The organism is Microbacterium sp. 67-17, assembly GCF_001898325.1.
Lineage (GTDB): Bacteria > Actinomycetota > Actinomycetes > Actinomycetales > Microbacteriaceae > Microbacterium > Microbacterium schleiferi.
The window spans coordinates 17,530-38,570 of the sequence record NZ_MKTR01000021.1 but is presented as its reverse complement, the minus strand read 5'-3'; the positions used below and the strand labels follow the sequence as shown (position 1 = coordinate 38,570).

Sequence of the window (21,041 nt, the reverse complement as noted above, 5' to 3'; positions counted from 1 at the left end):
ACATCCCCATGGTTGTATGTCATGACACCGCCAGGAGTGACGCACCGAGGAGGCATGACCATGGCTACCCTTTCCCCCGCAGAGATCGACGTCATCGAGAGCCGTCTTACCGCGGCCGACCGTTGCGACTCGTGCGGCGCTCAGGCCTACATCGCCGCCGAAGTCAACGGCAGCGAGCTGCTCTTCTGCGCCCACCACGGACGCCGCTACGAAGAGAAGCTGCGCGAGGTCGCGACGAGCTGGCACGACGAGACGCACCGTCTCAGCGCTGAATGATTTCAGCACACCGAACACCCCGTACCCCCTGAATGGCTTCGCTTGATCCGCTGACGCGGATGCACTACCGCGCCGCGCGCGCACGACGGATCGATGTCGTGTCGCTGTGGCAGCGCGCGCGCGAAGCGTCACGGGAGCACGATCGGTGGGCTCCTGCCGTGCTCGCCGACATGCTCTGGTCGGCGGGCGTGCGTCAGGTGGGATTCCAGGATTACGTCGACTACGACTTCGCGATGCTGACCCGCGCGGAGCGCGACACCTACATGACGCATCCCGTCTCGAACGAGTTGTCACAGCGCTACGACGATCCGCGGCACCGTTCCCAGTTCCACAACAAGATCGCGTTCAACCGCACGTTTGCGCCATTCCTCCACCGCGAATGGATGACGATCACGCCCGACAACGCGAAAGGACTGCGCGACTTCGTCGAGCGCCACGGCACCGTCATCGTCAAGGAGCCGGTCGGTCAGGCAGGATCCGGCGTGCACCGCTATCGGGCGGACGCCGTGACAGATTGGGCGGCCTTCCACACGGGTCTGCTCGAGCGCGGCGAACTCCTCGCAGAAGAGGTGATCATCCAGCATCCTGACCTTGCTGCTTTCTGCCCGGGCACGGTGAATACGACCCGGGTGACGACCTTCTTCGACGGCGAACGCACACACATCCTCGCCATGGCGCAGAAGTTCGGCCGCGGAGAGGTCAGCGATCAGATGAGCTTCGGCGGCTTCTATTCGATGCTCGATGACGACGGCCGGGCGGTGGGCGCCGGCTACGACTCTCACGGCAACGTGCACGAACTGCACCCCGACACCGGACGCCGTATCTCGGACTTCACTCTGCCGATGCTCGACGAGGTGAAGCTCTTCATCGATGCGGTGGCACGCGTCGTTCCCACGGTGCGCTATGTCGGCTGGGACGTCGTCGTGACTCCCGCCGGTCCGGTCCTCGTCGAAGGGAACTGGGCGGCAGGGGTCTACGAGAACAAGCCCAGCGTGACCGGCATCCGTACCGGCCACAAGCCCCGGTACCGGGCTGCGATCGGCTTCTGAGTAGCGCTAGACGGCGCGCACGATTCCGAGCGGCGTGGACTGGTGGCCCTGGCCCAGGGGGTTGTCGCGAAGCACGGAGAGCAGCGTCTTCTCGTCGCTCTTCGAGAGCGTCGACCCGAGGATGTTCCCCCCCAGGTCGTTGATGTCCACCACCGCAACCTCGACACCGGGGGCCAGCAGCGTCTTCAGATGCTGAGCCACCTCGCGCGGACGCTCGGGGCCCAGTACGACAGCACTGTTATAGGGCGGGATCGTCCCACTCGTCGGGCCGTCGATCGCACGGGCTCGGTCTCCGGCGATCCGGTAGAAGTCACCTGAACGCCCGAACGCCTTCGTCACTGCCGAGACTGCCGCAGCGAACAGGATGCGGGGCGTGCCGCACTCGCGCAGCGCCATCTCCATGGTCTCGGGCATTCCGAGGCCGATCCCGTACGGAGTTCGGGTCACGTACCGCGAGAGGAAGAGCGCCAGCTTGCGCGGCTGGATATCCGAGACCGCGTACGAGCGACCCTGCGTGATCGCGACGATCTTCTCGGTGACGAACAGCGTGTCGCCGGCGACAGCGTTCTCGAGGGCGTACTCGCGGATGATGGCATCCAGGTCGTCACCGGGCATCACGACGCGCGTGCGGATCGGAATCCGGCGATAGCTCGTGCCGTCGATCTCGACGTCGAGCGACTTCCCCTCGTTGGCGACGCCGGTCATTCCAGATAGTCCCGCAGGGACTGCGACCGCGACGGGTGGCGAAGTTTGGCCATCGTCTTCGATTCGATCTGGCGGATCCGCTCACGGGTCACGCCGAAGGTGTCGCCGATCTGGTCGAGCGTCTTGGGCTGGCCATCGCCGAGTCCGAAACGCATGCGGATGACGCCGGCCTCTCGCTCCGAGAGCGAGTCGAGCAGGGACTCGAGCTGACGCTGCAGCATCGTGAACCCGACAGCGTCAGCCGGGACGACAGCCTCGGTGTCTTCAATGAGGTCACCGAACTCGCTGTCACCATCCTCACCGAGCGGCGTGTGCAGCGAGATCGGCTCGCGGCCATACTTCTGGACCTCGATGACCTTCTCGGGGGTCATGTCCAGCTCACGGCTGAGCTCTTCGGGGGTGGGCTCGCGACCGAGGTCCTGCAGCATCTGACGCTGGACGCGGGCGAGCTTGTTGATGACCTCGACCATGTGCACCGGGATACGGATGGTGCGGGCCTGATCTGCCATCGCGCGGGTGATCGCCTGACGAATCCACCACGTCGCGTAGGTCGAGAACTTGAAGCCCTTCGTGTAGTCGAACTTCTCGACGGCACGGATGAGGCCGAGGTTTCCCTCCTGGATGAGGTCGAGGAATTGCATCCCGCGACCCGTGTAGCGCTTCGCAAGCGAGACCACCAGGCGCAGGTTAGCTCCGAGCAGGTGGCTCTTGGCGCGCTGACCGTCGCGGGCTATCCACTGCAGGTCCAGGCCAAGCTGGCTGGACTTCTCTGCCGGCGTCATGTTCGACAGCTTCTCTTCGGCGAACAGACCCGCCTCGATCCGCATAGCGAGCTCGACCTCTTCGGCCGCGTTCAGCAGCGGAACCTTACCGATCTGCTTCAGATAATCCTTGACCGGGTCGGCTGTCGCGCCGGTGATCTGCGTCGAGTAGACCGGGACATCATCCTCGTCGCTCGAGGTGATGACGATGGCGCCAGTAGGGAGCGGCTCGGTGAAGACAGGCTTGCCGGGCTTGTCGTCATCGTCAGCGTCGTCGTCGTCAGACGCGTCCTTCGCGGCCGGCGAGTCGGCTGCATCATCCGATGACTCCGAGTCGGACGACTCGTCATCGGCTGCCTCGTCGTCGCCGTCAACATCAGCCTCGTCGAGTTCTTCGTCCTCGTCGATGTCGTCGGCATCGTCATCCGCAGTCTTCGTGGATGTCTTCCTGGCACTGGCCTTTGCGCCCGCCGCACCACTACGCTTCTTGGCTGCGGGACGCTTGCTGGCAGCAGTCGTGGCGACCTCGTCGTCGCTCTCGATCTCCGTTGCCAGATCGTCCGCGTCGGCCTTCTTGGCGCGCGTACGGGTGGGTGTCGTGCTTGCGGTCACGTTTCGCCTCTCAGCGCACGGCAATCTGATTGCCGCGCTGTTGGTTTCGGACGCTAGTAAGACCCTTGTCAAGTCCCGAAGCGTCTGACGGCTACGGGTGACAATGGGTCGAACCACCATTGTCTCATACTCCGTACGCGATTCCTGGCCTACTCCCCCGGCCGCGCGAACGGATATCAATCACAACGTGTGTGACGCGCTACCTATTCCGAGATGCTGGTCGTCAAGCCTTGTCGTCGTCGCCGGCGGGACGGCTGGCCAGATACCGCTCCAGCTCAGCGGCGATCTCGTCCGCGGTCGGCAGGTCGCCGGCATGGATAATCGGTGTCGCGTTCGTGGCCCCCGCCATGTAGGCGTCGTAGCGCTCTTCGAGCGTCTCGACCATCCGCTGCAACTCGTCGCTACCGCCAACCTGCTCCTGCACCTTCTCGAGGTACTCGCGGTTCTCTTCGCGAAGCTCGTCACCGGCGAAGACCAGTCCCGTGGCCACCGTCACGCTATCGAGTGCGGCCAGAGCGGCTGCAGGGTATTGCGTGTCTGCGAGATAATGAGGCACCAGAAGCACGAATCCCGCGACATCCGCCGCGGCTTCCGCAAAGCGATACTCGAGAAGGTGGCCGACAGTCGCAGGCACCTGCGTCTCGGGCTGCCATACCGAGTGAGCCGCCGTCAGCTCCGTCCGGGTGCCGCTCACTGTCGTTCCCAGGGGGCGCGTGTGGGGCACGGGCATCGGAATCGCGTGGACCCACGTAACGCTCGACACGCCAAGCTCCGCGGCAAGGTCGAGAACTGCTGCCGTGAACGAGTCCCAGGCGAAGTCCGGCTCGTATCCGGTGAGCGTGATGAACGGCTGACCCAACGCGTCGTGAACGAGGGAGAGCTCCAGCCGGGGAGGGCGATAGTCAGTGAGGTGGTCGTGCTCGAAGGAGATGACGGGGCGACGCGCGCGGTAATCGAGAAGGATGTCGTTCTCGAACACAGCGATCGGGGTCGGCTCCAGATCCTCCCTCACATAGCTGACGACCCGGCTCACGGCAGATCCGGCATCGGTGAAACCGGTGAGGGCGATCACGAGTGGCAGACCCGCGGGCACCGGCGGGGCGCTGGCGACGCGGTGATAAACGGGTACCGACAAGGTCATGCCTCCATGCTAGGCGCGCGCTCGTTACGACTGCCCCGCCGCGTGCCGCTCAGAGCGAACATGCCCCGACCTAGGATGAATGCATGGCCAGTCCTGTCGTCGATTTCAGCGAAGCCCCGATTACCGAACACGACGCAGACGCGGTGATGTTGGTCATCCCTCTCGTTTCCGCTACCACTGACGACGAATGGCAGGCGCTTCCCGGCCTGCGCGACAGCCTGGAGTCGATCGGGTTCACAGGCGCGGCGGGATCCTATGCCCGAGTGGCGGTTCCGCAGCTGTTCGCTCACCCCGTTGCCGTCGTCGGCAGCGGTGCGGGTCGGGACGCGGCATCCGTTCGCAACGCTGTCGGTGTTGGAAGTCGCACTCTGGCCGGGTTCGCCACTGTCGCGGTGGCTCTGCCGTTCCATCAGACAGCGGATGCGGCGCTCGCAGCCGCCGAAGGCGCAGGTCTCGGCGGCTACAGCTTCGCGAGCTTCAAGAAAGAGCCGCCGAAGCCCCGCGCGACGCGTGTCGTCGTTCACGCTGCGGCGGCGGTTCCGCCCGAGGATGCAGCACGAGTGCGCGCCGTGATCGAGGCAGTCGCGCTTGTGAAGGATCTCGTGACCACCCCCGCCGATGCCCTCGGCCCTGCTGACATGGCTGAGGTTGCCAGCGACCTGCTGACAGGCCTCCCGGTAACAGTCCAGGTGTGGGACGAAAACGATCTGGCAACCGGCGGGTTCGGTGGCATCCTCGGTGTCGGGCGTGGCTCGGTCCGCCCTCCACGCCTCATCCGCGCGGAGTATGCACCGGACGGCGCGACGCGCCACGTGGCTCTGGTCGGCAAGGGGATCACGTTCGATTCGGGTGGACTGTCACTCAAGCCCGCAGCCGGCATGGTCGACATGAAGTACGACATGTGCGGCGCTGCGACGGTGCTTGCCGTGCTTCGCGCCATCGCCGAGATCGGCGCTCCGGTGCGCGTGTCCGCGTGGCTGTGTCTGGCCGAGAACATGCCCTCGGGAACGGCGACCAGACCCGGTGATGTCCTTCGCATCGCCGACGGCACGACGGTCGAGGTTCTGAACACGGATGCCGAGGGCCGGCTGGTCCTTGCCGACGGGCTCGTCGCAGCAAGCCGTGAGCACCCCGACCTGATCGTCGATGTGGCAACACTCACAGGTGCGATCACCACAGCATTGGGAACGCGACACGCGGGTGTCATGGGCGATGACGAGACCGTCGCCCGCTACCTGGCGGCCGCGGATCGTGTCAACGAACTCGCCTGGCAGATGCCCCTTCCCGACCACATGGTGGACGAACTCGACTCCCCCATCGCGGATCTTCGGAACGCCAAGGTCGGCGACCCCGCGGGAGGATCGCTTTTCGCGGGCCTGTTCCTGCGTCACTTCGTCGGAACACGCGACGACGCCGAGGGCGGCGGATCCCGGATCCCGTGGGTTCATCTCGACATCGCCGGTGTGGGCATGAACAAGGGTGCCCCGTTCGGGTTCACCGACATGGGTCCGACCGCTGCGACGACCCGGAGCCTCATCGAGTTCGTCCTCAGCGAGGCGAGCCGATGAGCGCGGACGCCTTCGACATCGTTGTCCTCGGCGGCGGCTCCGGAGGCTACGCCGCGGCGTTGCGCGCACGGGAGCTCGGGCGCACCGTCGCTCTGATCGAGCGGGACCAGGTCGGCGGGACCTGCCTTCACCGCGGTTGCGTCCCCACGAAGGCGTTGCTGCATTCCGGCGAAGTCGCCGATGTCGTCCGAAACGCTGCCCACCACGGCGTGAGCGCAAGCTTTGAGGCCATCGAGATGGCGGCGGTCCACGACTACCGCCGCAAGATCGTCAGCAAGAAGCACGCGGGTCTCACCGGACTTCTCGCCGCGCGCGGTGTCGTGACCGTGATCGGTGACGGCTATCTCGAGCCCGGCCTGCAGGTGCGGGTCGGTGACCGCGTCCTGTCGGCATCCGACATCGTCCTCGCCACCGGCGGACGCACCCGCGAGCTTCCGGACGTCCCGCTCGGGGGGCGGGTGTTGAGCAGCGACACCGCGCTCGAACTCGACGAGGTGCCAGCGTCCGTCGTCATCCTGGGCGGGGGCGTCATCGGTGTCGAGTTCGCCAGCATCTGGCGCTCGTTCGGTGCGGAGGTGACGATCGTCGAGCCACTCGGTCGTTTGCTTCCCTCGGAAGACGAAGCCAGTAGTGCGGCGCTCCTTCGGGCGTTCCGTAAACGCGGGATCACGGCGACTTTCGGAGTTTCGTGCACCGACGTTGCTGCGGGTGAGGGCGACGTCACGGTCACCTTGTCGGATGGTTCGACCCGCACCGCCGACTACGTTCTGGTCGCGGCGGGCCGGGTTCCGTCCACCGAAGACCTCGGCTTCGAAGAAGCTGGCGTTGAACTCAGTGCCGGCTTCGTCGTGACGGATGCCGAGCTGCGCACGAGCGCGCCGCACGTCTGGGCGGTCGGCGACATCGTCCGGGGGCCACAACTTGCCCATCGCGGATTCGCGCACGGCATCGCGGTTGCAGAGCGCATCGCCGGGCTCTCCGTCGCCCCGCTCGATGACCACTCGGTGCCGCGGGTCGCGTACTCGAGTCCGGAGGTGGCATCCGTTGGGCTGACGACAGCGGCGGCGGTCGAACGGTTCGGTGAGGATGCCGTGCAGACCGCGGAGATTCCGCTGGCTGCCAACGCCAAGAGCGAGATCCTGGGCACATCCGGATTCGCGCGGATCGTGCGTCGACGCGAAGGACCGGTCCTGGGTGTGCACCTTGTCGGCGATCGCGTGGGTGAACTCATCACCGAAGGTCAACTGCTCGTCGGGTGGGACGCGCATCCCGAGGATGTCGCTCCCCTCATCCACGCCCATCCGACGCAGAGCGAGGCACTCGGTGAGGCCCTGCTGTTGCTATCGGGCAAACCGCTGCATGCGATCTGACGACCGCCCCTGCAGAATCACTAAGCTGGAAAAGACATCGGCATCCTGAAGGAGACAAACTCATGAGCACTTCCGTGGTCCTCCCCGCACTCGGCGAGAGTGTTACGGAGGGAACGGTGACCCGCTGGCTCAAGAAGGTGGGAGACACAGTTCAGGCCGATGAGGGGCTTCTCGAAATCTCGACCGACAAGGTCGACACCGAGATTCCCTCCCCCGTCTCGGGCGTGATCGAGGAGATTCTCGTTGACGAAGACGAGACCGTCGAGGTCGGCGCGATCCTGGCGAAGATCGGTGACGGCTCGTCTGCACCGTCGTCGGACGCCCCCGCCGAGCAGGCGCCTCAGGAGTCGGCTCCCGAGCCGGAGCCCACCCCGGCCGAAGAGCCCGCCCCCGCCCCCGCGGCGCAGGCTGCTCCCTCCGGTGAGGGAAAGGACGTCGTCCTGCCAGAGCTCGGCGAAAGCGTGACGGAAGGCACCGTAACCCGGTGGCTCAAGGCCGTCGGTGACACCGTTGAGGTCGACGAGCCGCTTCTGGAGATCTCCACCGACAAGGTCGACACCGAGATCCCCTCCCCTGTCGCGGGAACGCTGCAGGAGATTCTCGTGCAAGAAGACGAGACAGTCTCTGTCGGCGCGACGCTCGCCCGAATCGGTGACGGCGCTCCGCAGCAGTCCGCGCCTGAGCCCGCTCCCGCCGCGGAGCCGGAGCCGGAGCGTGCACCGGAGAAGCCGGCGGCCGAGCCCGAGAAGCCCGAAGCATCGAGCCAGACCGCGCAGACGCCTGCGACCTCGTCCGAGGCGACCGAGTCCGCGGCCGCGGAAACTGCTTCCGAGACCGACGGCGACGGCAAGACGTATGTGACTCCGCTCGTTCGCAAGCTCGCGCAGGAGAGGGGCGTCAACCTCGCGACGGTCAAGGGAACCGGCGTCGGGGGGCGGATCCGCAAGGAGGATGTCCTGGCCGCTGCCGAGTCGGCGGCAACTCCCGCGGCTGCAAGCGAAGCGCCCAAGCGCGCTGCCCGCGAGGTTTCTGAGCTCCGTGGGACCACACAGCCGATGTCGCGTCTGCGCAAGGTTCTCTCCGAGCGCGCTGTCGCGTCCATGCAGTCGACGGCTCAGTTGACCACTGTCGTGGAGGTGGACATCACCAAGGTCGCGGCGTTCCGCGATGCGGTGAAGGGCGAGTTCCAGAAGAAGACTGGCGACAAGCTTTCGTTCCTGCCCTTCTTCGCACTCGCGGCTGCCGAGGCTCTCCAGGCGTACCCCGTCATCAACGCCACAGTCGACGATGGTTCGATCGTCTACCCGGCAACCGAGAACCTCTCGATCGCCGTCGACACCGAGCGGGGACTGCTGACTCCTGTGCTGCGTGATGCAGCAACGAAGAACCTGGCTCAGATCGCTCACGAGATCGCCGACCTTGCGGCTCGCACGCGCGAGAACAAGCTGAAGCCAGACGAGCTGGCCGGCGGCACGTTCACGCTCACCAACACCGGCTCCCGTGGTGCACTGTTCGACACGCCGGTCGTCTTCCTGCCGCAGTCCGCGATCCTCGGCACCGGCACCGTCGTCAAGCGACCCGGTGTCGTGCAGGTTGACGGAAAGGATGCGATCTCGGTTCGCTCGTACGTCTACCTCGCGCTGTCGTACGACCACCGGATCATTGACGGTGCGGATGCCGCACGCTTCCTCGGTGCCGTGAAGGCTCGCCTCGAAGAGGCGGACTTCGCCGGCGACCTCGGTATCTGACCAGGTCGACGCCGAAAAGGAAACGCACCAGCGCTACGAAGATGGCTGCTGCGTGAGGTCGAGCACCTCACGCAGCAGCCATCTGTCATCGTGGCGCGCAATCACAACGAGCTGCGGCGGGTAGCTGTCAGCCTCGGCGCGGACCACGGCGACGTCCCCGTACTCGTCGACAAGGTGAAGGGTCCGAAGCGCAGCAGGAGCGGTGGCGGCCCCGGCGGCGGGTGCCACGTCCCCACGCTCGGAGATCGTCCCCACACAGGCGGCATCCCAGGCACACGTCGACATGGCGTCGAGGATCACGCCCGCCACGCGGGACAGATCGGGCGACTCCTCCTCGAGCCCTGAGTCGGGCGAGGTAGCCTCTCCGATAGCCGGTAACGGCGCGCCTCCCCCGGTCGGCGCATTGTCCGCTGGCGCAGTCCGGGCGTCGGGGGTCAGAAACGTGACGGCGACGGCGAGGACCACGCCGACGGCAACAGCGGCGATCACCAGTCGGCCCCGCCTGACCGGGCGCTCCGCTCTCGGGCGACGCCGGAGGGAACGCATGGCGCCACGGGCAGAAGCGGCCACGTCCGCGAGCGTCTCGTGCCATCCGCCATCGCCACCGCGCACGAGCCGATCGAAGGCAGCAGGCTCGTCCGGCGTGACTGGCCGGGACTCCGCGCGCAGCGGCGAGTCAACGGTTGCCGGGCTCGGTGTGAGCCGTACTGGGGCCGGAGGCTTCGAGGACGGGCGAAGCGGCCCCGGCTCGACCCACTCGAACACGGCGCGCTCACAGGCGTCGATACCACCTGCCCGAATGTCATCGGCCCGCAAGACAGCCACGATGGCATCCCTGACGGAGCCACCCCGCGCATCATCGAGCGGAAGCCGGTTCAGGATGCGGCAGGCGCTCTGCGCAGCGGGTTCCGCGCCGGGCATGAGCGCGAACACGGGTCTGGCGGAAGCGGAGAGCCACCATGCTCCGCCGAGATCCTTACTGGCTGCTGCGCGCAACTCGTTCGCCCCCCGCAGCAGGCTGATCATGATCGTGGCACACTCCGGCTCCGTGACCGGCGCCAGCAGGCTGTCACGCACCTCGAGGTAGGTTTCTAGAGGCTCACGACACGCTTCGACCAGCGCGCCGACGGCGGCTTCAGAGCGCGATGTACCCATGTGCACGACATCCAGTGCGCGGATCACGTGCGTGTCCTCCTGCGGCGTCCAGAACAGCTCCCCCGCAGGCACCTGTTCGGGATCGATCAGCAGGTGGACGCCTGCCGGGCTGCGCACGAGCGTTCCCGCGTAGGGAGACTCTCGTGTCGTGACCCGACGCAGCGGGGTGAAGGGGATCAGGAACGGATCATCCGCCCACCCGGGCATTGCATCACTCATGTCCCCAGCCTGAACAGCCATACCAAACTCGCAGTCAGCCCAGCGCCGATGCGGGGACCCGCGATCCCGATCGCAGCCTGGGGAGGAAGGCGCGCAGATGCGGCTGGGCGAGCCGGCGACTCATGCGGCGCGTCCGTCACGGGTACGCTGGAGGGATGGCAGCACGCGCGTCCTCACCCGAGAAGAGGCCCGGCTTTTTCTCGCAGCTTCGTACCCTGTATACCTTCACGCAGCAGACCTACCGGGGACTCCCCTGGCTGCTCGTCGGCGTCGCGCTCGCCGGTGCCGCCCTCGGTGTGGGCATCGGGTTCCTCATCCCGCCGGTGGCTGTCTGGAGCATCATCCTCTGGGGTGTCACGGGTCTTCTCTTCGGTGTCCTGATAGGTCTGACCCTGACGACGCGCCTGTCGACACGCGCGATGTACAAGCGCATCGACGGCGTACCCGGCGCCACCGGCCACGTGATCTCCACCTCGTTGGGACGTTCGTGGCAGGCCAACGAGAACCCGGTCGGCGTCAACCCCAAGACCCAAGAAGCTGTTTACCGTGTCATCGGCCGCGGCGGCGTCGTCATTATCGGCGAGGGCTCACGCGGGAGACTGACTCGGCTGGTCAATGACGAACGCCAGAAAGTTCAGCGGGTGGCATCCGGTGTACCGCTGACGGTGCTCTACGTCGGACACGGCGAAGAGGACGTGCCGATCTCGCAGCTCGCGACCAGGATCAAGAAGCTTCCCAAGAAGATCGACCGCGCAACAATGGCTGCCGTGATCAAGCGAGTCGACTCAGTTTCCCAGACGCTGACCTCGCTGCCGATCCCAAAGGGCATCGATCCCACCAAGGTTCGGGCACCGCGCCCCCGCTGAGTCCCGGCGGCACCGTCAGCGACTACGAAGCAGGACTGTGCCCGCCACCTTGTCGTGCAACCCACGCTGATCGGCGTCCCAGATGACAGCCGGGATGACGACAATCAGCAGCAGCGTGCGCAGCACGGGTCGCCACAGGCCCACCCAGCCCCCCTCCACGCGCTGGAGGGTCAACCCGAAGATCCGGTGTCCGGGGCTGCCCTGCAACGTCGGCAGGAACGCGATCTGGATGAGCGCGAAGATCCCGAGAATGGCGAGTGCGTCCCACCCGAAGAACCCAGAGATGAGATACGCCGCACCGTAGTCGACGCACAACGCACCGACTCGACGACCGAGTCGACCGATCGATCCGGGTCCAGACTCCGCAAGTCCGAGGCGTTTACCGGGGTAGTCCTGGGCAACTGAGGTCACCGGAAGAGCCTATCTGGGCGCGCCGATTCGACAGGCTCGTAACATGCCCGAAACAATAGGGACACGGCAGGGCAATCCCTGCCGACTACCGTTTTGGGAAACCCGACACGGGTATCACCACGCCCTACCTCTGGAGTCTTCATGTTCAAAGATTCATCTGAGGTGCTGAAGTTCATCAAGGACGAGGACGTCAAGTTCCTCGACATCCGTTTCACGGATCTCCCCGGTGTGCAGCAGCACTTCAACATTCCGGCATCCACCGTCGACGAGGACTTCTTCACCGTCGGCCAGCTGTTCGACGGATCCTCGATCCGCGGTTTCGCGAACATCCACGAGTCGGACATGCAGCTCATCCCGGATGTCACCACGGCGTACCTTGACCCGTTCCGCGAGGCCAAGACGCTGATCATGATCTTCGACATCTACAACCCGCGTACGGGCGAGATTTACCACAAGGACCCGCGTCAGGTTGCCAAGAAGGCAGAGAAGTTCCTCGCCTCCACCGGCATCGCGGACACCGCGTTCTTCGCACCCGAGGCTGAGTTCTACATCTTCGATGACGTGCGCTACGAAGTGAAGCAGAACACGAGCTTCTACTCCGTCGACTCGTCTGAGGGCGCCTGGAACACCGGCCGCGAAGAGGACGGCGGCAACCTCGCCAACAAGACTCCCTACAAGGGCGGCTACTTCCCCGTCTCGCCGGTCGACAAGACCGCCGACCTGCGCGATGACATCACCCTGAAGCTCATCGAGTCCGGCTTTGTTCTCGAGCGCTCGCACCACGAGGTCGGTACCGGTGGCCAGCAGGAGATCAACTACCGTTTCGACACGATGGTGCACGCGGCTGACGACATCCTGAAGTTCAAGTACATCGTCAAGAACACGACGAACGAGTGGGGCAAGGTCGCGACCTTCATGCCCAAGCCGCTGTTCGGTGACAACGGCTCCGGCATGCACACCCACCAGTCGCTGTGGCTCGATGGGAAGCCCCTCTTCTACGACGAGGCCGGCTACGGTGGGCTGTCTGACATCGCCCGCTGGTACATCGGTGGCCTGCTTGCGCACGCCCCCGCGGTTCTCGCGTTCACCAACCCGACGCTCAACTCCTACAAGCGTCTGGTCAAGGGGTACGAAGCTCCCGTCAACCTGGTCTACTCGGCTGGTAACCGTTCGGCTGCGATCCGCATCCCGATCACCGGAACCAACCCGAAGGCCAAGCGCATCGAGTTCCGCGCTCCCGACGCGTCGGGCAACCCGTACCTCGCCTTCGCCGCGCAGATGATGGCCGGCCTCGACGGCATCATCAACCGCATCGAGCCCCACGAGCCGGTCGACAAGGACCTGTACGAGCTGCCCCCCGAGGAGGCCAAGCTCATCCCGCAGGTCCCGAACTCGCTGCTCGACTCGCTCGACGCTCTGCGCGCCGACCACGAGTTCCTGCTGCGTGGCAACGTGTTCACGCCCGAGCTCATCGAAACGTGGATCGACTACAAGTTCGAGAACGAGATCCAGCCGATGAACGCCCGTCCTCACCCCTTCGAGTACGAGTTGTACTTCGGGGTCTGATTCCGAGGGGTTTTGGGACCGCACTCCCGGTCTCAGAGGCCAGCAATTTACTGAGCCCCAGGCGGCAGTCGCCGTCTGGGGCTCAGTCTACCTCTGGACGTTTACGGACGGCTACGGGCGGTAAACGGACAGGTTTTCGGACGGGACGGACGACCGCTTCTGCGGTGCCGTCAGCGGCTGCGGCGCGGCCAGGCTGACCGACAATCAAGCCGCGTCGTGTGACGATGCGGTCACACCGCATTGACCCACGGCCCCCGTCCGGTCGACGGCGCTGTTACCTGTTCACTGTCGTGACCGGGTCCGTAGTCACGCCCGATAGCCGATCACCGTGGTCATGCCGGTTTCTGCGTGGTAGATGTTGTGGCAGTGGGCGACCCAGAGGCCGGGGTTGTCGGCGTCGAAGTCGACGGTGAGGGTCTGTTGCGGCAGGATGATCGAGGTGTCCTTCCGGGGGCCGCCGTCTTGATGCTGGTAGGTGTGACCGTGCAGATGGAAGGGATGCCACATCGTCGTCTGGTTGTCGATCGTGAGCCGGACACGCTCCCCCTGCCGGATCTCATGTGCGCCTCGGAGCGGGTCGCTCATGTCGAAGCGGCGGCCGTCGACGCCCCAGTCGTAGGCGGCCATGCTTCCGGTGAGCGCGATGGAGACCTGTCGATCGGGCCCTCTTGTCGGCAGCGTTACCTCACCGGCTGCCCTGAGTAGGTCTGCGGTACCGACGCGGTCGCTGTCCAGTTCCGGGACGCTTACGTCGACTGCAGGCACCGAGCCGTCGCCGGTGCGGACGAGCGCGAAACCGCGGTCGCGTTTGCCTTCGGCTTGCGCGATCAGGGGGAAGACGCCATCTGCAAGGGTGATGACCGCGTCGTATCGCTCTCCCATGCCGATGAGGATGCTGTCGACTTCGCTCGGAGTGACGGGAAACCCATCCGTGTGAGTGATCGTGAGCGTGTGTCCGCCGACTACGACGCGGAATGCGGTGTCGCTACCGGCGTTGATGATCCGAAGCCGAATCCGCTGACCAGGCGAGGCAGTGAACTGGGCGGGGTCCCCAGCCGGTTTCCCGTTGATGAGGTAGGTCGGGTAGTAGACGTCACCGGCGTCGCCGCCGAGTAGGTCGGACGTGGCGCCCATGAGCGTGTTGCCCATGCGCATGAACATGTCGCCTGTCATCGTTCCCATCCCCCGGCTCAACTCGGCGAGGACCTCGTCGGGAGTGGCGGTAACGCCGTCGAGCCAGTCGTCGAGGATGATGACCCATTCGTCGTCGTAATCTCCGGCCTCGGCAGGATCCTCGACGATCAGTGCTCCGTAGAGGCCGCGGTCCAGCTGCACCCCGACGTGGGGGTGGAACCAGTAGGTTCCAGGGTCGGAGGCGATGAACTCATAGTCGAAGCTCTCGTCGGGCCGAATGGGCTGCTGGGTGACTGGCGGTACGCCGTCCATGTCGTTGCGCAGTGCGAGCCCGTGCCAGTGCACGGAGGTGTCGGTGTCCAGCTGGTTGCGCACGGTCGCTTTCAGTGTGTCTCCAGCGCCGAGACGGATCACGGGGGCCGGGATCGAACCGAACGCCCAGGTGGCTGCGGTGGTCCCGGCGAGGTCAAGCGCACTGGGTGCGGCGGTCAATGTCGCGGTGGTGACCTTGCCGGTGCCTCCGCGGCGGCGTTCGGCCTCCCGCACGGGGGCGCCGTCGGGCTGCACCCAGTTCGCAGCGGGAGCGCAGGAGGCCAGCGCAATGGTCGCGAGGGTGCCGACGCTAACGCCGAGGAACGCTCGTCGTGTGAGCAGGAAGCGGGTACGCGGGTCTGATGGCACAGTCATCGGTGTTTCCTCTCGGGTCGCATGGGGTGGCGGTGACTTTCGTCTCGTCCGTCCGAGTCGGGCGTTGCGTGTTCGGCGGTTCGTGGGACGGTAGCTACTGCCGCGATTCCCGCCGCGGAGGATCGGCACCGGGATCCCGCTGCGAGCAAGGCCATCGAGATCAGCACGATGACAATGCCGATCCAGCCCCACAGACCGGGGTCTTCCCGCAGGACCACCAGGGACAGGAGCACTCCGAACACCGGCACGAGCAGGGTCCACGCAGCGAGGATGTCAAGACGGGCACGTCGGGTTTCGGTGAACCACGCGACTGTCGTCGCGGCGGTCCCGACCAGCGACAGGAACAGGAGGGCGAGAAGGAACGGGATGCTCCAGTAGATCCTCGGGGGTCCTTCCGCGAAAGCGGCGGTGCCAGCGAGGAGAGCCCCTCCGATGAGCAGTTGCGCGGCGGCCACGAATCGCGGGTCCGCCTGCACGATCCGCCCGATGAGGGTGCCGGCAGTCGTAGCGGCCGCCGAGGTCAACGCGATCCACGCCCCACTGCCAAGCCCTACCGGCAACACGATCACGAGCAGCCCGGCGAAGCCGAGGGCGATGGCGACGATGGCGACGGGGGTGGGGCGTTCGCGATAGATCCACCACGCGGGCAGAAGGATGAGGATCGGCTGAGCGTTGGCGAGCACCGACACGATTCCGGTAGACAGTCCGGTAGCAGCGCCGAACATCGTCGCGAACACCACGGCGATGTTCACCGCTCCGAGGCAGACAACGAGCGCCCAGGTCCGCGGGTCGCGCGGGATCGGCACCCGTTGGATGCCGATGAGCAACGCGAGGGCGGCACCAGCGATGAGGGCCCGCAGTGCCGCGAGCCACAGCACCGGCGCGTCCTCAAGGGCGATGGTGATGCCGACGAAACAGGAACCCCAGGCTGCCGTGATCCACAGCATCCGCCAGGGCCGAGGATGTCCGACTGGGGTGGCACGCAGCCACGGGTGGGCGACGGTCATGACGGATCGCGGGGGCCATTGCTGGTCTCACCGTCGACGGCGGCGCCATCCTGGCGAGCACCGCCTGCGTGGTCGTGATTGGTGTGATGGCTGCCGCCGTGGTGGCCGTGGCCGAAGATGTGCATCGCTGCCATGCCAATGATCGCCACATATGGGAGGGCCGCGAGCACGTGCGGCAAGTGGTCGATGAACAGGTAGATGACGATTCCGACGACGGCCAGGCCGATGATGGCCCAGGCAGACAGGGGCATCCGTCGCCGCGGCGCAGCGACACCTGGTTCCTGACCGGGGTGCGGATGCTGGTCATCGGTCATGGTCGGAGTCCTCCGGACGGGTGAGAAAGTCCTGGCGCATGCCAAGGCTCTTGTCAGTAAGGCGGATCGAGGTCTCGGCATCGGTGACGGTGCCGGAGAGGGCGCGGATCGCGTCGATGGTCTCGGGCACGACGATGGCCTCGTTGTAGACCTGGTAGGCGAGGTACGCTTCGTTGCCGGTGACGGTGACCAGGTCTTCCCATATGGCGACTTCCCACATGTCCCCTCGGGGCCGGCCGAGGTCGCGCATCAGCTCGATGGTGGAATTGAGGGCGATCAAGCCGTCGGACATGCGGATGAAGGCTATGCGGGGCGCGGCACGGAGGGCGTCCAGCACCTCATCCCGGGCGGCCTCCCGGGATAGTTGCAGTGTCCAGAAGTGGGTGTGCGTCTGGGTGTGGGCGCCCTTGGCTGCGATGGTGACGACATCCAGGCCCGGGAGAACGGTCTGCGCGTCGGGACCTTGGTGGGAGGGGATGGTCGGCTCCGGGACCATCGTGTTCATGATGCCACCCAGGTGCGACTCCCACGGGTCGGTGGCGCGGCGGATGAGCACTCCGCGGGCGCGCTGAAGCAGCCCCGCCGTGTCCAAGGCGCCGAGGACGCGGACGATGCTGGTCGTATTGCAGGACACCACCCGGGTGCTGTCGCGGCCGAGGGCGGTGGCGTAATTGGCTTGGGCGACGAACGAATGCCCAGTGGTGGCGTGGGATTCGCCACCCTGCAGCACCGCTTTCACCCCAGCCCCGCGGTAGCGCTCCAGGTTGCCGGCCGCGACATGCTTGGGGGTGGTGTCGACGATCACGTCGCACTGCGTGAGCAGCTCGTCGAGGCTCCCGCGGACGGTCACACCCGCGTCGTGCATACCCTGCCGCACCTCAGCGGTGGAGGCGAACACGGGCAATCGGTTCGCGGCGGACTTGATGCGCCAGTCGGTGGCGATGTCCGCGACGCCGATCAGGCGCATGTCCGGTTGCAGGAGGATCGCGTCAGCGACGCGCTTGCCGATGACACCATAGCCGTTGACGCCGACTCGGATGGGGTTCATGAGCGTGCCTTTCTGAGAGGGTGCGGGGGGCGCGGTCGTCATCGTCGCCGCCGCGTGGTCCATAGCAGATAGCCGCCGAGGGAGGTGACCGCGCCCGCGCCGGCACCGATCAGGCCGGTGGCCAGGCCGAGGCCATGCCTCTCCAGAACCGATGCGATCCGCCGGTATCGGCGCCGGTGCGTGCTCATCGAGACTCCTTGGAGACGGAGCGTGTCCTGGCATCAGCTGAGCGGACGGCGAACACCTTCGTTTCGCCGGCGGAGAGCTGGCCGCCGTCGCTGCCGACGCGCAGCCGGATGACTGGGGCCGTGGTCGGGTGGGCGTGCAGTTCTAGACCGCTTCGGCCGAGAGTCACGTCGAGGAGATGGTCGCGATATCTGACCTGGAACGCGACTCGGGTCAGGTGTGGAGGGAGTTGCGGCGCGAAGGTCAGCTCGTCGTCGCCGACGGTCATGCCGGCGAAGGAGCGGACGGGCAGATCTACCGTGCCGGCCATCGCACCCAGGTGGATCCCTTCGCGAGTCGTGCCGCCTTGGGAGTCGTCGAGGTCGGCGATCAGGGCTTCGCGGAACGCGATCCACGAGCGTGCAGGGTCGATGCCGGCCAGGACAGAGGCGTTCACGACGCGGCTGAGCGTAGAACCGTTGGCGGTTCGGGTCAGGTAGTAGTTGACGGTGCGGACCAGGTCGGCCTCGGAGAACGGGTAGCCGAGGGCGGCGAGCTGCTTACGGAGCCCGTCACGGCCGAGAAGGTAGACGAGCATGACGACGTCGGGCTGCTTGGCGAGCTTGTACCGATTGGTGCTGTCGTTCTCGGATTCGAGGATGAGATCGAGTCGGCCGATGTTCCCGTACTCGTCGCGGTAGTGACCCCAGTCCAGCTCCTCCAGGTCCTCATAACCGTCGAACTGGGTGAGGATCCCATCGGCGTGGAACCCGACGGTGAGCCGTCTGCTCAGGCGCGCCCAGAGCGCGATCTCGTCGTCGGTGACGTTGAGCCGGTCGCACAGGCCGTCGGCTCGGTAGCCGGCCAGGACTCCCAGCGTGTCGCCGGCCCGCTGGGCGACCCAAGAGGCCAGGACATTGGTGTAGGTGTTGTCGCGCAGCCCGGTGCCGGGAGCGTCCGGCGGGCCATCGTGGAACTCGTCGGGACCCATCACTCCGGCGATGTGGAATCTGTCCGTGGTCGGGTCGTGTTCGGCGAGGGAGGCGAACAGGCGGGTCACCTCGATGATGAGCTCGGCGCCGCGCTCGGCGAGCCAGTCGAGATCGCCGGTGGCCTGATAGTGCTGCCAGGCGTTGTGGGCGATGGCGAGCCCGACGTGACGCTGGCGACGTGAGTTGTCCGGCATCCATCTGCCGGAACGCGGGTTGTAGAGCGCGGTGGGCGTCTCCTCGCGGCCGTCGCTGCCGCTCTGCCAGGGAAACAGCGCCCCGCCCAGGCCGGCGGCCGTCGCGGCTGTGCGAGCTTCGTTCAGGCGCCGCCACCGGTACTCGATCAGCGACCGGCTCACTTGCGGGGCGCGGGTGTCGAGGATGGGCAGCACGAAGACCTCGTCCCAGAAGACGTGACCTCGATACCCCTCACCGTACAGGCCGCGTGCGGGCACCCCTGCGTCGAGCGCGGTGGTGTGAGTGGACACGGTCTGCAGCAGGTGCAGGACGTGCAGATTCAGTACGAGTTGACTGTGCGTATCGGCGTCCAGCGTCACCGCGAACAGGTGCCAGAGGCGTCGCCATTCCGCCTCGTGCCGTTCGAGGAGCCCTGCGACATCCTGGCCGCGCCTCTCGAACAGGTCGAGTGCGGCGGCACTCGGTTCGCTGATGGCTCGGTCGTGGGAGGTGAAGATCGCCGCGGTCTTGGTGAGAGTGACCGCTCGGCCCCGTTCCAGCTCGACGCGGAACTCTCGCGTTGCCTGCGAGGCCGTTTCGGTGAGGTGTTCCGTCACGGCGGCGGCACCGGTCAGACGCGTGCGGACGGCGGTGACGATACGGATCCGGCTCTGCCGGGTGTGTGTCTCGCACACGGTGATGTCGTCGGCGTGGCGGAACGCCGGCGGGGCGAGGTGTGTGGTGTCCGAACCGATATAGGCGGCCACGTTGGAGTTGCGTACCCCCGCGTCGACTCCTGCTCGCAGGGTGAGCGTGCCGTTCCAGTCGGGTGCACTGATCGTGGTCTCCAGGACGGCCAGGTGAGGGTCGTCCATGGAGATGAAGGACCTCTGCACGAGGAAGAGCTGATGCCCGTCCGGGCCGGCAAGGACGGCGCGGCGTGTGGCGAGCCCGCGTCGGAGGTCGAGCTCGCGTCGTTCGCTGAGCGTCGGCGCCTGTCCGGAGGAAAGCCATGGTCCGTTTCCGATTCGGAGGTCCACCGGAAGCCAGTTCGGTGTGTTGACGAGGTGTTCTTCTTCGACAGCGCGGCCGTGGATAGTGCTCATCAGTCGGTTGTAGACGCCAGCGAGGTAGGTGCCCGGGTAGTGGATGCCGTCGTCGTGGTGCTCGGGACGTACCCCTCGCGTCACCAGATAGCCGTTGCCCAGCGCGGTGAGTGTCTCCCGGTGCCCCTCGTGCGCGGGGTCGAAGCCTTCGTAGACCAGCCGCCAGGGATCCGTCGTGGAGAGGCCCAGATCCAGCTCGCCGACATCGTTGAGCACGACGTCGGCGCCCGCGGCTTCGAGTTGCTCGCGCTGTTCGGCGCGGTCGATTCCGACGACGAGCCCGAAACCGCCGCGTTGGCCGGCTTCCACGCCGGCGACCGAGTCCTCGACGATCGCAATGCGAGCGGGAGGAACGCCGAGGCGGCGTGCTGCCTCGGCGAACATGTCGGGGTAAGGCTTGCCCTGCAAGTGATGCGTGAGCGCGGTTTGGCCGTCCACGACCGTGTCGAAGGCGCCGGTAAGACCGGCTGTGTTCAGCAGTTGCTGCGCGTTTCGACTCGCGGTGACCAGACCGGCCGGTACGGCCGCGTCCCGCAGGCGCCGCAGCAGCGCTGCCGTGCCCGGATAGACCCGCAGTCCGCGCGTGCGCAGCTCGGCAAGGAAGAGTGCGTTCTTGCGCGCGGCGATCCCGGCGATCGTCCATGCCGACGGTGGGTCGTCGGATTGCCCGGCATCCAGCCTGACGCCGCGGGCGGCGAGGTATCTCGCCACTCCGTCCTCTCGGCTCCGCCCGTCCACGTATCGCCGATAGTCAGCCACCGGGTCGAAGGTGTTCTGCGGATCATCCACGTGGACGCGCGAATCTCGCAGCACCTCGTCGAAGAGCTGCTTCCACGCGGCGGCATGGATGGCGGCGGTGTTCGTCACGACGCCGTCCAGGTCGAAGAGGACTGCGTCGTAGGCAGTGTCAAGACGATGAGTCCTCTGCGCCTGCGATCGCCGATCGGCCCTCATCGTGACGCACCGT

Annotated in this window: 18 protein-coding genes; 7 read left to right on the top strand and 11 right to left on the bottom strand. The window is 66.3% G+C overall.

Going from position 1 to position 21,041, the window contains the following annotated elements:
- The first annotated feature begins 54 nt into the window (after positions 1-54).
- Positions 55-276, top strand: a complete 222-nt coding sequence (locus tag BGO47_RS09245; protein WP_228178845.1) for a hypothetical protein — start codon at positions 55-57, stop codon at positions 274-276.
- A 32-nt stretch (positions 277-308) separates the two neighbouring features.
- On the top strand, positions 309-1,325 hold the full coding sequence (locus tag BGO47_RS09240; protein WP_292711051.1) for a sugar-transfer associated ATP-grasp domain-containing protein: 1,017 nt from the start codon (positions 309-311) through the stop codon (positions 1,323-1,325).
- 6 nt (positions 1,326-1,331) lie between these two features.
- Here the strand turns inward: BGO47_RS09240 and BGO47_RS09235 are convergent, their stop codons facing one another.
- From BGO47_RS09235 to BGO47_RS09225, 3 genes are all read right to left on the bottom strand, one after another.
- Positions 1,332-2,030, bottom strand: coding sequence for a coenzyme F420-0:L-glutamate ligase (locus BGO47_RS09235; protein ID WP_292711048.1), 699 nt, complete (start codon positions 2,028-2,030; stop codon positions 1,332-1,334).
- Positions 2,027-3,403: an RNA polymerase sigma factor gene (locus BGO47_RS09230; protein WP_292711045.1), complete on the bottom strand. Its 1,377-nt coding sequence runs from the start codon at positions 3,401-3,403 to the stop codon at positions 2,027-2,029. Before BGO47_RS09230 ends, BGO47_RS09235 begins: the two co-directional genes overlap by 4 nt.
- A 223-nt stretch (positions 3,404-3,626) precedes the next feature.
- Positions 3,627-4,544 carry a PAC2 family protein gene (locus tag BGO47_RS09225; protein WP_292711042.1) on the bottom strand — a complete coding sequence of 306 codons (918 nt, stop codon included), beginning with the start codon at positions 4,542-4,544 and terminating at the stop codon, positions 3,627-3,629.
- Between the two features lie 83 nt (positions 4,545-4,627).
- Here BGO47_RS09225 and BGO47_RS09220 point away from each other — a divergent pair, with 83 nt between their 5' ends.
- From BGO47_RS09220 to sucB, 3 genes are all read left to right on the top strand, one after another.
- The gene (locus BGO47_RS09220; RefSeq protein WP_292711039.1) at positions 4,628-6,112 is read left to right on the top strand and encodes a leucyl aminopeptidase; all 1,485 of its coding nucleotides are present in this window, start codon (positions 4,628-4,630) and stop codon (positions 6,110-6,112) included.
- The gene (gene lpdA, locus BGO47_RS09215) at positions 6,109-7,482 is read left to right on the top strand and encodes a dihydrolipoyl dehydrogenase (protein ID WP_292711036.1); all 1,374 of its coding nucleotides are present in this window, start codon (positions 6,109-6,111) and stop codon (positions 7,480-7,482) included. Before BGO47_RS09220 ends, lpdA begins: the two co-directional genes overlap by 4 nt.
- Positions 7,483-7,544: 62 nt before the next feature.
- Positions 7,545-9,230 (top strand): 2-oxoglutarate dehydrogenase, E2 component, dihydrolipoamide succinyltransferase, encoded by a 1,686-nt coding sequence (gene sucB, locus BGO47_RS09210; RefSeq protein WP_292711033.1) that lies wholly within the window; start codon positions 7,545-7,547, stop codon positions 9,228-9,230.
- 33 nt (positions 9,231-9,263) lie between these two features.
- Here sucB and BGO47_RS09205 read toward each other — a convergent pair whose 3' ends face one another.
- On the bottom strand, positions 9,264-10,604 hold the full coding sequence (locus BGO47_RS09205) for a hypothetical protein (protein ID WP_292711030.1): 1,341 nt from the start codon (positions 10,602-10,604) through the stop codon (positions 9,264-9,266).
- Between the two features lie 155 nt (positions 10,605-10,759).
- Between BGO47_RS09205 and BGO47_RS09200 the strand changes: the two genes are divergently transcribed.
- Positions 10,760-11,470, top strand: coding sequence for a DUF4191 domain-containing protein (locus BGO47_RS09200; protein WP_292711027.1), 711 nt, complete (start codon positions 10,760-10,762; stop codon positions 11,468-11,470).
- A 15-nt stretch (positions 11,471-11,485) separates the two neighbouring features.
- Here BGO47_RS09200 and BGO47_RS09195 read toward each other — a convergent pair whose 3' ends face one another.
- Positions 11,486-11,881 carry an RDD family protein gene (locus BGO47_RS09195; protein ID WP_292711024.1) on the bottom strand — a complete coding sequence of 132 codons (396 nt, stop codon included), beginning with the start codon at positions 11,879-11,881 and terminating at the stop codon, positions 11,486-11,488.
- A gap of 141 nt (positions 11,882-12,022) precedes the next feature.
- Here BGO47_RS09195 and glnA point away from each other — a divergent pair, with 141 nt between their 5' ends.
- A complete protein-coding gene (glnA, locus tag BGO47_RS09190; RefSeq protein ID WP_292711021.1) occupies positions 12,023-13,447 on the top strand; it encodes a type I glutamate--ammonia ligase in 1,425 nt (474 codons plus the stop codon).
- Positions 13,448-13,753: 306 nt separating this feature from the next.
- Here the strand turns inward: glnA and BGO47_RS09185 are convergent, their stop codons facing one another.
- Genes BGO47_RS09185 through BGO47_RS09160 form a run of 6 tightly spaced genes read right to left on the bottom strand, consistent with a single transcriptional unit; the run spans position 13,754 to position 21,028 of the window.
- Entirely contained in the window at positions 13,754-15,268 is a 1,515-nt protein-coding gene (locus tag BGO47_RS09185; RefSeq protein ID WP_292711017.1) for a multicopper oxidase family protein, read from the bottom strand.
- Entirely contained in the window at positions 15,265-16,275 is a 1,011-nt protein-coding gene (locus BGO47_RS09180; protein ID WP_292711014.1) for a DMT family transporter, read from the bottom strand. Before BGO47_RS09180 ends, BGO47_RS09185 begins: the two co-directional genes overlap by 4 nt.
- A complete protein-coding gene (locus BGO47_RS09175) occupies positions 16,272-16,589 on the bottom strand; it encodes a DUF2933 domain-containing protein (RefSeq protein ID WP_292711011.1) in 318 nt (105 codons plus the stop codon). Before BGO47_RS09175 ends, BGO47_RS09180 begins: the two co-directional genes overlap by 4 nt.
- Positions 16,579-17,637 carry a type II glyceraldehyde-3-phosphate dehydrogenase gene (locus BGO47_RS09170; protein ID WP_292711009.1) on the bottom strand — a complete coding sequence of 353 codons (1,059 nt, stop codon included), beginning with the start codon at positions 17,635-17,637 and terminating at the stop codon, positions 16,579-16,581. Before BGO47_RS09170 ends, BGO47_RS09175 begins: the two co-directional genes overlap by 11 nt.
- 38 nt (positions 17,638-17,675) lie before the next feature.
- A complete protein-coding gene (locus tag BGO47_RS09165; RefSeq protein WP_292711006.1) occupies positions 17,676-17,825 on the bottom strand; it encodes a hypothetical protein in 150 nt (49 codons plus the stop codon).
- Entirely contained in the window at positions 17,822-21,028 is a 3,207-nt protein-coding gene (locus BGO47_RS09160) for an HAD-IA family hydrolase (protein WP_292711001.1), read from the bottom strand. The genes BGO47_RS09165 and BGO47_RS09160 overlap by 4 nt, the downstream gene beginning before the upstream one ends.
- Positions 21,029-21,041: the final 13 nt, after the last annotated feature.